Source organism: Paenibacillus popilliae ATCC 14706 (assembly GCF_000315235.1).
Taxonomy (GTDB): domain Bacteria; phylum Bacillota; class Bacilli; order Paenibacillales; family Paenibacillaceae; genus Paenibacillus_B; species Paenibacillus_B popilliae.
Genome location: NZ_BALG01000080.1, coordinates 50,990 through 64,669 on the forward strand (window position 1 = coordinate 50,990; position 13,680 = coordinate 64,669).

Genomic DNA, 13,680 nt, shown 5'->3' on the forward strand with positions numbered 1-13,680 from the left:
GATATCAATACGGCTTCCATACCAGGATGCGTGCCGCTTGGAACCGTTCATCGACCGCAGGCCAGTTGACGACATGCCACCAATCTTCGATATATTTGGCCCGTTCGTTCTTGTGCTTCAAATAGTAGGCGTGCTCCCATACGTCGATCGGAAGGAGCGGGATGACGTCCCACTGGGACAGATTCTGATGCTTCTCCGCCTGCAAAATCTCCAGGCGGCGGCTGCGCGGGCTCCAGACCAGAATCGTCCAGCCGCCGCCCTCCACCTTCTCCGCTGCCTTGGAGAAATGCATTTTGAACGCCTTGAAGCTTCCGAAATCACGTGTAATCTGGTCGAGCAGTTCCCCGGTCGGCTGGTCGCCGCCCACCGGATTCATCGTATTCCAGAAAATCGTGTGTAAATAGTGGCCTGCTCCGTGGAACGCAAGCTCATTCTCCCAGTGCTTCACCAGATCGAAGCGGCCGGTGCGCCGCGCTTCCGCCAATGCGTGCTCGGCCTGGTTCAAGCCGTCGACATAGCTCTGATGGTGCTTGTCGTGATGTACCCGCATCGTTGTCTCGTCAATATACGGCTCCAATGCGTCATATGGATAGGGCAAAGGTGGCAGCGTGTGGCCGCCGATCGGAACGGAGTCCAGCTCCCCCCGCAAATAGTACTCTGGTACGAGCGGCTGCTGCTGAAGGTGGCCGGGCGGCCATCCACCCGGCGGAGCATACGACGGCTCCCGGTACGGTGTACTGCTGAATGAGGTGTCTTCACGCGTGTTCCGGGCTTCGCCGTGTTCCGGAACCGGTTGCACCGTCTGAACCGTCTGGGCTGCATGGGCTGTCTGGTGCGTCTGACCCGAACCGATGTAAGCCAGAATGCCCGCAGCAGGCGATTGCGCTGCCGTTGCCGCCGGTCCGTAGGAGCCCTTCTCGGCTTCACTATCATAGGCGGTCAAGGGAGATTCCGCTTCCGCTGGGGAGCAGGAGCTGCTGCCGCTGGCGAGCGGCGGGGCTTCGTGGATGAACGCCTTTGGCTGCACGGCATGCGCCCCCGGTACGTCCGGCGAAGCGTAGGAAGATAGCGGCCTGTCTTTCAGAGCGTGCACGACGTTCAGGAAATAGACGGATTCACTGGCGATATGATCGAATACGATCGGGGCGAGCGGCACGCTCTGCACGGCACGGCTATACTGCTTCATCGTCTCCAGTTGCTTCACGAACTGCCCGGATTGATAGACGGATGCCTTGAGCAGCAGCTCGATCTGGTGCATCATCTCGGAAGGGGGGCTTCCCCCTTGCGATAGAATGAACTGGAGCCAGGCCGAGGCCGCTTCCTCGGTCTTGGTGAAGACGTGCTCCCATTCCCGGAGCACTTGAACATATTCCGGCTCAAGTTGCGGCACGATGGCGAGAATGACCTCGACGTGCTCCCGCTCTTGTTTTTTCCAAAATACGATCTCCTCCAGCACGCGGACGGGCATCAGTGACCCATATATGTACTCCAACGAGCGTTCCTCCTTTACATGTCAATGAGGCTCGCATCTGTGACCTCTGGTATCTAGCCTATTCCACCGACAGCTTGGCCTATGCTTCTCTCCCGCTGCGCCGACGAGGCGCAAAAAACCGCAAGCCATAAGGCTTACGGGCGGGCAATCATCAATGCGGCATCGGCGTGGTAGGCTGCGCTTAGAAATGCGGCGGCTTTGCCGAGGTAGTCTTTGCAGTGCGTGCGGTAGATAAGCTCATGCTGCCCATTGGGTACGATCCAGGATTCCGACAGCTTGTTGCTCTGTCGAGCCGCAATCTGCTCGGCAACCTCGTACGGCGCCTTCGTATCCGCGGTTCCGTGGATGATAAGCGTCGGCATTTCGTAGCTGGTTGCCTTCACATCGTTGTACGGGATCTGCGCCAGGCTGGTGCCGTTCAGCGCCGGGAAGAAGAAACGCAGCAGATCGAGCGACGGATGCTTCGGAATCGGCACGTACTGCTTCAGATTGTGGTATAGCGTATCCGGCTCCAGCAGGAAGGTGCTATCCAGAATCATTGCGTCGATGTCCTCGGTCATCAGCGCCGCCTGGAGGGCGGTGCCGGCTCCCATGGAGAAGCCCCAGACGACGACGTGGGAGGCTCCCCGTTCCTTGGCTAGGTTCACGGCGCCAAGCAACTGATCCTTCTCCAGCTTGCCCCCGGTGGCGGTTGTCTTGTGCTGCTCCGAGGCGAAGCCGTAATCGAACATGATGACGTTATAGTCAAGCCTATGGGCGAATTGGGCCAGATCGTACATCGGCACCCAATATTCTTCGCGGTTCGCGCCATAGCCATGGCTGAAAATGATGGTGCGCGGCGAAGCGGAGTTCGAAGGAATATACCAGCCATCGACGAGCGTGTGGCCGTCGGCCGCCGGAAAGGTCACCGTCTCGTAAAGCATTCCCTTGGCCTCCATCGGATTGGAGAAGAGCGGAGGCACCTGCGGATTCGCGAACATCCAGGCGATAACGCCGTGCAGAGCGAGGAAGATGACCGAAGCGGCGAACACCGTTGACAAGGACAAGGCGATCACGATATGCTTCAGGCGGATGCGGCGTGTGCCCGCAGGCGCCAGACCTGAGGGCCCGATCCATTCCGGTTGAAGTGCGGGTGATGTGACGACAGGTGTGCTCATAGGTACGACCTCCTTCCAGATGTGGGGGAAAAGGGAGAAACGCTCGCAAAGCGAGGTATCGACATAAATCTACATTAACTGGAACCAAAGTTTTGGTTAGGGCCAAATTAGCTTCATGGCGAAAGCATTTCATTGGTCCCGAAAGGTACTACTATCGTAGGCTGCGAGCTGCATGACGTCAATAATCGTGCGTGATTTGTAAGGTGTTTGTAATTGTGTCGTAACATTGCAATCCGGGTGTAAAAATTGTCGAAATCAGGGACGTTTGTTTGGGAGACGATCGGCGTCCCGTCCCTTTACGTCATCGAAAAAGGGAGTTATATTAGATGTAAGATAGTTTCACTCAATGGAACGAAAGCGGGAGATGACGTGGAGGAACGTGGAAAATTAACCGTCCGTGCCGTGGAACGGGCGCTCGATATTTTGATGTGCTTCACGGAGCAGTATGAGATGAGCTTGACCGAGCTGGCCGATCGGGTCCACTTGAATAAGAGCACCGTGCACCGGCTGTTGGCGACGCTGGAGGATCGCGGCTTCGTGCTGCGTAACGGCGACAAGTATCGCCTCGGCTATCGGGTATGGGAGCTGTCTGCGAACCTGACGCAGGTCGGCGACGCCGCCCAACTGCTGCTTCCCGAGATGGAGGCGCTGCGTGATCGACTGGGCGAGACGGTCAGTCTGTATGTGCGCGACGGCTCGGACCGGATTCGCATACAGGCGGTCCAGAGCAATCAGGCGATTCGGCGGGTGGCCCCGGTCGGGGCACGGCTGCCGCTGTTCGTTGGCGCGTCGAGCAAGGTGTTGCTCGCCTTCGCCGATCCGGCCGAACGCGAAGCGGCGCTTCGGGATGCCTTCTGGCCGCCCAGTGTCGATAGCGAGGCGTGTATGCAGCAACTGGAAGAGGTCCGGCGACAAGGGTACGCGGTAAGCATCGAGGAGCGCGAGCCGGGAGCGGCTGCGGTCTCGGTCCCGATATTCGACCGCAGCGGTCGGCTGGCCGCTGCATTGTCGGTCTCCGGCCCGGTTAGCCGGATGTCGATCAAGACGCTGGAGGTGTATGCGCCGCAACTGACAGAGGCCGCCCGCCGGATGGCAACGATGCTGCGCTCAATCGGATAAGGCGCCGTAATGCAAAAAGTCTGTCCTGTCAGCGGGTAGCCAAATCAATTTTGGTAAGATCTTCTCCTTTCGTTTCAGGCTTGTGCCAAATACGGTAAATCAACGGATACTCCAATCCGCTTTTCAAAACCGCCTGCAGGACAACCAGATTCGTTGCCCACACAGGTAAGGAATCTTGCTGCAAGCGCTCAATACGTTTTTTTCCAAACGTTGTCCATGCAAAGCCTTTCGTTAAAAAGCGGCTTAAAGTGTACTGTGCAAGTTTCCAAGGCTGAAACATGACTTTCAGCAATGCATCTTTGTCGGCCAATTGTGCCATCTGGGCAACGGAAGAGCAATTGGAAACGAGACCGACGACTTAGAGGAAGCAAATAAGCCAAGATGGCGTTCCATTGCGTTTCATAATGCCGGATTGAGTGAGTAACAGGGAGAAGTCGAATCGATCCCAGAGACTCTTCAGAATGGGCGCTCCCGCACACTCGCCGTGATTCCATTCTCTAAACTTCGGTTTTTGCAATGCTGACATTGGTGACCCACCCCATAATCTGAAGATATACCCTGTAAAAAAAGGTGTCCTTCGCAATTATAGTGTCTATTTTGAAAAGTCAAGTTGTTTTTTTGATATTTATCGAAATATTGTAGACACTTTTATAGTGTTGACTGATTACCAATTAGTGTCTTGAACTGCATAGGTCATGCTAGAAATATGGAAATGCCAAAAAAACAACCAACGCCATTTCGAAGCTAAAGCTCCCTAAGTTCGGAAACACAAGCGTTTCAATCCAATAAACCACACAGCAGACAGCATAGATGAAAACACAAAATCCGTATTTTGATTGAACAAGTGCGCTGCGCGGATAAGGAATAGCACAAAGGAAAGTCGATGCTTTGGGGTATTGATATTCTTTCATGGAAACATACTGTAAGAGCATGAATACAGAGAATATCACGGAGAGCAAAAAGCTCATGGAGCCTGCAAATTCAGGAGCACGCCACAGCATAAAGGGCGGTATCTGAATGGCGACTCAAGGTCAGAAGTAATGTGCGTTGAAAAGAAAACGCTTGCTGCCCTCGTTCATGTAATCAGTCAGAATAGTTAGTAGCTGGCTACGAATCAGCGGGTCAAGACCGCTGGTTGGTTCGTCCATAATAAGAAGCTCTGCTTTGTGAGAAAGTGCAAGTGCCAGAGCATATTTCATACGCATACCTTTTGACAGCGTATTGATTTTTTGTTTAGGATCAAGCGAAAAACGGCTCATGTAACTCTTATAGTCCTGTTCACTCCATGAACTATAGGCAGAGGCAATTACATTTTTCATTTCTGTCATTGTGAGTTCATCATAAAAATAGCCGTCATCGAGAACAATGCCAATCCGATTTTTTAGGTCGCGCTCATGGCGCTCCATTTCAGTCCCGAACAATTTGATACTGCCAGAAGCCTTTTTGCTCAGTCCCAAAAGAGCGCAACGTAGTGGTTTTACCTGCACCATTGACGCCAATAAATCCAGTAATGCAACCTTCCGGCAATGAGAAAGTTATATCTTCAAGAGAAAAATCCCCATACGACTTATTCAAGCCGGATACCTCTAAAATCCGATTCATTTCAATCCTCCTCATACAAAATATCCATCATTGCATGTAGTTCATCTTTGCTGATATTCAACGATATTGCACTTTGTATCATGTCCTGCATTTTTTGTTCGACAAGACGGCGCTTTGAGTCTCTAAGCAATTCAAGATTGCCTGTGGAGACAAATGTCACAATTAAGATTGCATCCGGATACATCGAACACATCTGAAATGACATTACTCAACTTGACATTGGAAGCTTCCAGCACCTTCTGGATGCAATTTTTCTAGGCCTTCAGGTTCCCGACCGTTTTTTTCGCAAGCGTGTTAGATCGCGTAGTTCCTGGAGATCCGCTGTACATTGGCAAACGCAATGTCAAATAGCCTTCCAAAATGTTGGACACGGGTTACCAGTAGGTGAAAAGCCATGATTGTTTTTAGGACAGCTCCTTTATATGCTTAAAGGCAACCATGCTCTGAGGCCAGGGAATACGAATAGGTATAGGTATAGGTATAGGTATAGGTATAGGTATAGGTATGGTGATGATATAGATAATGACAGATCTACAGACTACTTATAACCGCCTCCAACGCCGTGCTGTGCGGCGGAGGACATCAACAAGCGGGCCGGTCAGGGATGAACCCTTGACCGGCCCGTTTTGACGATGAATCTAAGCGAAACGCCCTGACTCTTGGGCAGCCTTTTTCGCGTGTGTGGGCTGACACTATGCGGAATGCCGACGCCGACGACAATCGAGGACAAGGTCAAGGTCATGCCCGCTTCGGGCGATATGCCGGATGACATCTGCGTGGAGTCGCTCAACAACGCGCAGCTGCAAAAAATGATTGAGCAGGGCATTAGGCTGTCTTCATATTTATAGAATGTATACTAATATACGAAATATACCACTAATTATTGACAATATAAAATACTTGATGTAAAATTTATCCATCCTACTATTTCGAGAGTAATGAACAAAGTTTGCGTGAAATGATTCATATTATCAAAAAAACATAAGGAGGAATTTGAGTGAGGAAGAAATGGATGGTTCTATGTTTGTCGTTAGGTATTATTGCATTTGGTGCGGCAACCATTCATGGCTCTGTAACTACAGGGAATGAAGTTGCACCTGTAGCAGTTAGCGAACAAGTAGTGAAAGCGAGTCTCCAGAGCAGTACATCAGTAACTCCAGAAGTTATGGCGGGGGGTATAATCAGACTCGTAATACCATCAGTTGCCAAAGCAATGCGAAGTGCATCAATGTTTGCGGGTGCCGTTGTTCACACTAGCCAGGATTCTGCCATAGAACAAATTTTTGATAAATAGTAATTCGTCGGACAGGATGCTTGAGTACACCTTACTTTTGGTCTCCTGTCCGCTCCGATTATGGATATGGAGGGATTGCTTTTGAACCGGATACTTCTCAAAAAGTGGACTTTACATACAACGATTATATTATTATCTCTTTATCTCCCATTCCATTTTTTTATCATCCTATTGCATGTAGGTCCGGTGAATCCCATTTCCGTTAAACTGCAGCCTTATATTATGCCCTATATAAATCCTTTTTTTCAGCAAAATTGGCATCTGTTCGCACCAACCCCGATGACGGTAAATTTTAAAATTTATGTAAGGGGGAAATACACAGATACGATGGATCAACAGGTAAAACAAACGGAATGGTTCGACGTCTCTTCTAGTCTTATTGCGAAAAATGATGAGATGCTCTTCTCTCCTTATAATCGGATAATACGTATCGGAACGGGATACATGCATCGCTTACAACTCGGTGGCAAAGACGATCTTTCACTTAAGCTGCATCAAAAAAAGGTAGAAACAAAAGGGGATCTCACCTTGCTAGAGAAAGAAGATGAATTACAGAAAGAAGAATCTACCCAGGCCTTATACCGATATGCTTCATCCTATGTCAAAAAAGTATTGGGCGATCAGAAGCCTACAAAGGTGCAGTTTATGACCTCAGTAACCGACGTGGTGCCTTATTCTAAGCGCAATGAAGGAAAGTACAAGCCGAAAGAAAACAGATACATTTATGACTGGAAGAGGGTGGAGGAAGATGTGCTCGCGTTTCCGTGATTTTGTAGCTAAAGAGCGGTTTTTAATCGGAGCTAGTTTGCTTCGTATCGCTATAGGCATCATCCTCTTATATAACTATTTGATTCATTATAACCAAAGGCATTTCCTGTGGACAAACTCGGGCATAAATGCGTACAGTGACGAGTTTAAAAGGTTTGTTTTTTCCCTGTATAACTGGAGTGATTCCCTGCTCTATTTTGATTTCGTCTATCATGTAGGCGTTGTCATTACGTTCGTGTATTTAATAAGATACAAAGGTAGATTATTTAATATACTTAATTTTGTTTTTTTCTATTCGATTTACAATCGAATGCTTCACATCAGTGATGGGGGCGATAATCTTCTCGCTATTTGTTTATTTTTTTTGCTTTTTGCAAATGGTACAGCCTATTTTTCATTGGATGCGCACAAGTTTCAAGTATTTAAGGAGAATCGGAAGCACACGTTCAAGTACCAGTTTTCTTCCATTTTACATAATTTTGCAATTCTCTTTTGCATCATTCAGCTATGTTTCGTATATTTTATCTCGGCGTTGTACCAAATCATGGGCGAACTTTGGCAAAATGGGACCGCTATGTACTACATCGCGCAAGTGGATGAATTTAGCAGGCCGATTCTGCGCGATATGGTGGATAGCTATTTATGGGCAATTATCCTCTTCACCTATGCAAGCATCATTATGAAAATCGCTTTTCCATTCACCATCATGAATAAAATAGTAAAACCGTTTATGGTTGGCGGAATGGTCGCGTTTCATCTTGGTATTGGCATAGGAATGGGCTTACTCACCTTTTCTTTGATTATGATTGTGATGGAATTTCTTGTGTTTACTGATGAAGAATACAAGAACATGTATAGAAGTGCCATAAGAATAAAACGAAAGGTACAGCTTTATTTTTTGCGTCGAAGCAGAGCGATCGGCTATCGGTATTTTCAAGCGCAGCGAGTGATTGTTTTTTACGATGGCTGGTGCCCGTTGTGCCAAGGCATGATGGCCAGATGTAAAAGAATGGATTATTTCCGCTTGCTCGTATGCACCAACTTTCGTGATCCAAGCGTGATCGAGCGGTATGACCTTGACCAGGCTGAAGTCGAGAAAAGGATGCACAGTGCGCGTTACGTCAACGCTAGCTTACAGCATAAAGGAATTGATGCTGTCATACAGATTTGTAAACGACTGCTTCCGCTCTGGCTTTTTGTTCCTGTCTTTATCGTGTCAAGCAAGCTTGGAATGGGCGGACTTCTATATGACTATGTTGCTTCAAGAAGAAAACTTGTCCCTGTTGCCCATTGCCATGACAATGTGTGCAGGGTTGACTTACCAACATTTTGTGACGGGAAGGGGTGTGAACGGTGACCTATCTTTATATCGCAGCCATTGCCATTGTTGTCATGGTGACCGCGTATTTCGGCCGGGCGGCAGCACTAAAAAAACGGGATGAAAAAAAGACAGAAGAGCATGTTTTGGCATTTATTAAAAATAACCCCGACAAAGCCTCTATGTATGCTTATGTAAATGGAAATACATTCATCGACTATCAATCTCACCGTAACATGCCGCTAGCAAGTACGGTTAAAATTATGATTGCGATTGAATATGCCAAACAGGTGACATCGAATAAGATAGACGCAAACGAGAGCGTGCCCTTAAATCACCTTGACAAGTACTACATTCCCAATACGGATGGAAATGCTCATCCCTCATGGCTAACATCTCTGCCTAGCCAAGCGGCGTCCGATGGCTGCGTGTCCATCCATGAAGTTGTCTGTGGAATGATAGCATTCAGCTCAAATGCGAATATGGAATATCTGATTGACTATTTAGGCTTAGATAATATCAATCGGACCATCGAGCAGTTGCAATTGGATTACCATGATCCACTATTCTTCTTGTCTTCATCGTTTTTATTGCCATTTTATATGAAAGAGAAAGAAAAATGGAAAAGGAAAGAGCTCAACAACAGAATCAAACAGATGCCCTACAAAGAGTATATGGAGCATGCTCAAGACATTCATCATTTCCTTACGCATGCATCCCCTACAGAACGAAGCGCTGCGTTTCATCGTTTTATCCGTGCAAATCTAAGGTTGCAACGAATCATGTCCTGTAAACTACCGTGCTCCACGACAAAAGATTATGCAACGGTAATGAAGAGGCTTCACCTTGGGGATGGGCTATGTACAGCTCAAATTTGCGAGACGGTAAGAACAATCATGAACCGCAAGTTATCTCCTCATTCGAAGTTCTCTTATTTGGGCAGCAAAGGAGGTTCAACGATTTCCATATATAACGATGCTTTATTTAGCAAGGATATCGATGGAAATACATTTGATTTGGCGCTGTTTTTCCATGATTTTTCCGAGGTGGATGAAATGTGGCTAAATAAAAAAATCAATTTGTTTTTACACAAATTTTTAGTTGATACCGCTTTCCGACCAAAAGTGGCGGACACGCTGGCCCCCTAACCTACGCTCAATCGCGGAGGAGCTGATGCCATTGCTGTTTCTTGTTACCAAAGCAGTTGTTGTTCCGCTTGTTTTATGCGCCATCTCAAGCGATGAAAGGCACCTACAGGGAATATGATGATACAACGTCGATCCCACTTATGTTCAATGGAAATTTGTTGAAGAGAAATGATATCTATAACCAGCGGATTCTTTTTGGGTAGGAAAAGAGGCGAAATCATGAACAACAAGCAAGTTATTGCAGTGCTAGCGATAGTCATTATGTCATTCAGTTCGTTATTCGTTTATCTTTCGACAAATAGCACGATGGAAACGAATCATTTGTGGACGGAACGTGTAGTCGAAGGAGGCGGCAGTACGAAAATTGCCCAAATTTTTGTCGAAGGCGTTATTTCACCTGAGCTTGATGAAACACGACAAAGTGTATTATTGCAGCTTGACGCAGCCATCGAAGATCCCCAGGTGAAAGGGATTGTACTAGCTGTAAATACACCTGGCGGAGACGTGGTGACATCCGATCACATCTACCAAAAAATCATTCAAGCTAAAAAGTCAGGAAAAGTAGTCGCGGTTAGTATGGGCTCGATTGCCGCTTCCGGAGGTTACTACATCTCGACGCCCGCACATAAAATATTTGCGAATCCGCTCACGGTAACGGGGAGCATAGGGGTTATTATGAGTTTTTCGAATTATAAAGAACTGGCGGATAAAATCGGCTACCATGAAATTAACATTCGTACGGGAGAGTATAAAAGTATGGGTAATCCATTGTCTGAATTTACTCAAGAAACAAAACACATCTATCAAAGTATTGTGAACGAAAGCTATGAGCAATTTGTCAATATCATTATCAACAACAGAAACCTGGATCGCAGCACAGTAGTTAAGCTAGCGGACGGACGAGTCTTTTCCGGTACCCAAGCGAAATCTTTAGGACTGGTAGATGAAATGGGGAATGTAGAGGATGCGACGAATTATGTCAAGAAGAAGTTGGGTTTACATCATTGCAAACTTGTTCAATACGAAAGGAAGTCATCTTTTTTTACAGGCTTGCTTTCCGTAGCTGCTTCTCCCGTGTCTACACTTGAGCGGCAGATTCAGGAGATAAAAGCAACATTCGAGAATTCAACGCCTCGAATTTTATATATGGTTAAGTAGAAAAACGGTACTTCAAAACTCGCTGGAGGGGAAAAGCATTGGAGATTCAACAAGGAACTTATGCCGGTTTTTGGGTAAGATTGATCGCTTTTTTATTAGATATGGCGTTCGTAGCACCACTACTTTATCTCATTTTTGATATTTTACTATATCATCAAAATAATGATTTTTATATTATTATAGGTAAAACATGCTTGTTTTGTTTTTACTTTTTTATTCTCACGTATCTTTTCGGACAAACATTTGGAAAAATGGTTGTCGGTATCAAAATTGTACCGAAACAACATCACAAAATAGCTTGGGAGGAGGTTTTGTTACGTGAAGTAATCGGAAAGTTTTTATCCATTATGTTCGTGTTCACCGGTATATTGCTCATTGCTCTTGATCCACAAAAGCAATCCTTGCATGACAAATTAGGAAATATGTATGTTGTATGGGAAAAAGCATAGCGTATAGAGCAGAATAAAACCTGAGGTGTTGTTATGAATAAACAGATCGTTTGGCTCATTTCGATGTTAGCTTTGTTATGCGGGGTTGCCTTTCCATTTATTTATGTGACTCTGCGAGTTGCCTTGTTGCTTTTGGTTTACTTCATTGATGTGATCGTAAGTGAAAGGACCGAGAAACACGGAAGAGTGTTATTATCCTGGGTTATTGGTCTGATTTTAGGGTATCTTGTCAAAAGAACAATTTCCGCGTGAAAAAGCGATTAGAAGTTCTTAGTACCACAGCTTCGAAGGCTATAACCAGCGCTTCGCTACTCGTTGTCACCTTGGCTTCGATCAAGCTCGCGCTGAACTCCAATCTACGTTCAGCGCGAGAGAGCAGCACATCTTCTACAAGAGAAGGATATTTTCATTTATACAAATTACACAAAATTGTTGACGCGTTAAATTGCCCGGATCTCCCGCAATCGTTAACGAGTTGGATTCGGATTCTGCTTTACTGTTACCGGGTCAATTAGTTCCACATCTTCATCTAGCGATGGTGTGGGAACCAGCGAAGGATACCCCGGGAAATTTGGTTGGTAACCTGGCGAAGGACATCCCGGGGAATATGGTTGGTAACCTGGCGAAGGACACCCCAGGGAATATGGTTGGTAGCCCGGCGAAGGACACCCCGGGGAATATGGTTGGTAGCCCAGTGAAGGATACCCCGTGAAATATGGTTGGTAACCCGGCGAAGAATACCCCGAAAAATAAGGATAAGCTGAGGACAGGTACGGATAATTGTTCTGATAGTCGCCTTGATTTCCTGTTAACGATCTGGTTTCGGATCCAGCGAAGGACACCCCGGAAAATAAGGGCAAGCTAAGAATAGGTACGGACAATAGTGCCAATAATGATTTGTTTATGTTCTTCTTAATACGTATCATCAATGAGCCCTCCATGAATCAATTAATATATTTGAAAGCTGGCCAGCTAATCAAATCGTACCGTAATGATGAAATCAAGAATCACTGCTGGAATAAGGCAAGGGAGCGAAGACGCGCCCCTAGGTCATAACTGGCGTCCACAAGAAAATATCTCTATTATGCTGGGACAATAACAGTCATAAAATGGCAACATAAAAAAGTGGACGCTTATGATAGTAGCACCCCTCCTAATTTCTGTAAAGGCCTATTTTTTGACGGCATGATAATATAATACATTCATAATTATTCCGCCCGGAGAAGTGAGAAGTGCATAATCGTAGAAGACATTATTAAAGAAGCTAGAAGCGATGGGGGCGGAGCAAACGACAAAGACGTTCCTCCGCCATGGATCCCAGGACCCCTTGTTCGGCGTCAAGGTGGGACTCCGGAAGAAGATTTGTATTTGGTAACGAGTGGAAGCGAACATCAAGCGGACATCATCAGGGCACAGGCAGAAGCTCAATGCCACGATCGACTTGCATGCGAAAGTGTTCCATTACATGCCTGCATCACGGTTTCATCCCCTATTCCCGCCCTCTCCCAGCGACGGAAACGAGTGTATACCGTTTTCCATGAGCGGGCAGCTCTCGCCATGGCGCTCCACTTCTAGCGACCCATAGCATGGCATTCAACATCATACGGTAGTCCTTGGCCATACGACCACCTTGAGGTGCACTTTGGTGGAAGTAAATCAGCATAAATCCCGGCTCTCTGCGGGATGAATAATAAGGGGCATCCAATCGCATCGGCGTGGATGCCCTTTTTGCTATGCTACGCCTGCTTGAACTGCTCGGTCAGAAGCGGCCTTACAAAGATGATATACGCCATTGTATGGCGGAAGAGAGTCATCCTGGATGAGATCCGGGGGAATTGCATACGGTTTGAAGGCGCTGCTATCTGTAGCTGGGTCTCAACACATCTAAAGGCGGATTTGGGTTTGAATGGCATTTCCAAGCACAATGAAAGCCTTTTCGAGAGAAAGCTCAAGAAGGACTTTCCTAATATTGCTCATATATTCATAAAAAATAATGAAAAACCAAATATGATCATGTAATATAACGAAAGGATATGGCGATTTTTAACAGCCTTCAACAACAGGCATGCTTCCATATTCAAGAGACGGATTGTCAAGCCAAGTGCGACAGTTCTTCTGAGAAGGATTCGTGAGCAGTCTTCCAGCCCAAACATTTTCGTGGTCGTTGATTGATCA

14 protein-coding genes and 2 pseudogenes are annotated in these 13,680 nt (G+C 46.8%); 9 read left to right on the plus strand and 7 right to left on the minus strand.

The features are described 5' to 3' along the window. Positions 1–4: 4 nt before the first annotated feature. Positions 5–1,492 (minus strand): Fe-Mn family superoxide dismutase, encoded by a 1,488-nt coding sequence (locus tag PPOP_RS07885; RefSeq protein WP_006285648.1) that lies wholly within the window; start codon positions 1,490–1,492, stop codon positions 5–7. 134 nt (positions 1,493–1,626) lie between these two features. Further along, positions 1,627–2,649, minus strand: coding sequence for an alpha/beta hydrolase (locus PPOP_RS07890; protein WP_006285649.1), 1,023 nt, complete (start codon positions 2,647–2,649; stop codon positions 1,627–1,629). A 369-nt stretch (positions 2,650–3,018) separates the two neighbouring features. Between PPOP_RS07890 and PPOP_RS07895 the strand changes: the two genes are divergently transcribed. After that, positions 3,019–3,768: an IclR family transcriptional regulator gene (locus tag PPOP_RS07895; protein WP_006285650.1), complete on the plus strand. Its 750-nt coding sequence runs from the start codon at positions 3,019–3,021 to the stop codon at positions 3,766–3,768. A gap of 28 nt (positions 3,769–3,796) precedes the next feature. Here the strand turns inward: PPOP_RS07895 and PPOP_RS07900 are convergent, their stop codons facing one another. From PPOP_RS07900 to PPOP_RS07905, 3 genes and pseudogenes are all read right to left on the minus strand, one after another. Continuing rightward, a complete protein-coding gene (locus tag PPOP_RS07900; RefSeq protein WP_042227890.1) occupies positions 3,797–4,078 on the minus strand; it encodes a hypothetical protein in 282 nt (93 codons plus the stop codon). A 388-nt stretch (positions 4,079–4,466) separates the two neighbouring features. Beyond that, a complete protein-coding gene (locus PPOP_RS25820) occupies positions 4,467–4,787 on the minus strand; it encodes an ABC-2 transporter permease (RefSeq protein WP_422730630.1) in 321 nt (106 codons plus the stop codon). 5 nt (positions 4,788–4,792) lie between these two features. Next, positions 4,793–5,370 (minus strand): annotated as a pseudogene (locus PPOP_RS07905) (ATP-binding cassette domain-containing protein); the annotation flags it as partial. 677 nt (positions 5,371–6,047) lie between these two features. Between PPOP_RS07905 and PPOP_RS21795 the strand changes: the two are divergent. From PPOP_RS21795 to PPOP_RS24015, 8 genes and pseudogenes are all read left to right on the plus strand, one after another. Then, on the plus strand, positions 6,048–6,218 hold the full coding sequence (locus PPOP_RS21795; RefSeq protein WP_159101821.1) for a hypothetical protein: 171 nt from the start codon (positions 6,048–6,050) through the stop codon (positions 6,216–6,218). A 149-nt stretch (positions 6,219–6,367) separates the two neighbouring features. Next, on the plus strand, positions 6,368–6,664 hold the full coding sequence (locus PPOP_RS07915) for a hypothetical protein (RefSeq protein ID WP_006285656.1): 297 nt from the start codon (positions 6,368–6,370) through the stop codon (positions 6,662–6,664). A gap of 81 nt (positions 6,665–6,745) precedes the next feature. After that, positions 6,746–7,432 (plus strand): DUF5819 family protein, encoded by a 687-nt coding sequence (locus tag PPOP_RS07920; RefSeq protein ID WP_234399729.1) that lies wholly within the window; start codon positions 6,746–6,748, stop codon positions 7,430–7,432. Then, on the plus strand, positions 7,413–8,789 hold the full coding sequence (locus PPOP_RS07925) for a DCC1-like thiol-disulfide oxidoreductase family protein (RefSeq protein ID WP_042227893.1): 1,377 nt from the start codon (positions 7,413–7,415) through the stop codon (positions 8,787–8,789). The genes PPOP_RS07920 and PPOP_RS07925 overlap by 20 nt, the downstream gene beginning before the upstream one ends. Then, positions 8,786–9,898, plus strand: a complete 1,113-nt coding sequence (locus PPOP_RS07930; RefSeq protein ID WP_006285658.1) for a serine hydrolase — start codon at positions 8,786–8,788, stop codon at positions 9,896–9,898. The genes PPOP_RS07925 and PPOP_RS07930 overlap by 4 nt, the downstream gene beginning before the upstream one ends. A gap of 219 nt (positions 9,899–10,117) precedes the next feature. Further along, positions 10,118–11,056, plus strand: coding sequence for a signal peptide peptidase SppA (gene sppA, locus PPOP_RS07935; protein WP_006285659.1), 939 nt, complete (start codon positions 10,118–10,120; stop codon positions 11,054–11,056). A 38-nt stretch (positions 11,057–11,094) separates the two neighbouring features. Next, complete coding sequence (locus PPOP_RS07940; RefSeq protein WP_006285660.1) at positions 11,095–11,505, plus strand: RDD family protein; 411 nt, start codon at positions 11,095–11,097, stop codon at positions 11,503–11,505. A 232-nt stretch (positions 11,506–11,737) separates the two neighbouring features. Then, positions 11,738–11,869: pseudogene (locus tag PPOP_RS24015) on the plus strand (IS256 family transposase); the annotation flags it as partial. A gap of 1,125 nt (positions 11,870–12,994) precedes the next feature. Here the strand turns inward: PPOP_RS24015 and PPOP_RS25825 are convergent. Further along, positions 12,995–13,216 (minus strand): transposase, encoded by a 222-nt coding sequence (locus PPOP_RS25825; protein ID WP_093471011.1) that lies wholly within the window; start codon positions 13,214–13,216, stop codon positions 12,995–12,997. Between the two features lie 262 nt (positions 13,217–13,478). After that, on the minus strand, positions 13,479–13,680 hold a 202-nt coding region (locus PPOP_RS24020; protein WP_234399730.1), incomplete at its 5' end, for a hypothetical protein.

Coding starts and splice junctions, on each gene's coding strand:
- PPOP_RS25825 (WP_093471011.1), bottom strand. CDS start 13,216: ATGCGATTGGATGCCCCTTATTATTCATCCCGCAGAGAGCCGGGATTT.
- PPOP_RS07925 (WP_042227893.1), top strand. CDS start 7,413: ATGTGCTCGCGTTTCCGTGATTTTGTAGCTAAAGAGCGGTTTTTAATC.
- PPOP_RS07890 (WP_006285649.1), bottom strand. CDS start 2,649: ATGAGCACACCTGTCGTCACATCACCCGCACTTCAACCGGAATGGATC.
- sppA (WP_006285659.1), top strand. CDS start 10,118: ATGAACAACAAGCAAGTTATTGCAGTGCTAGCGATAGTCATTATGTCA.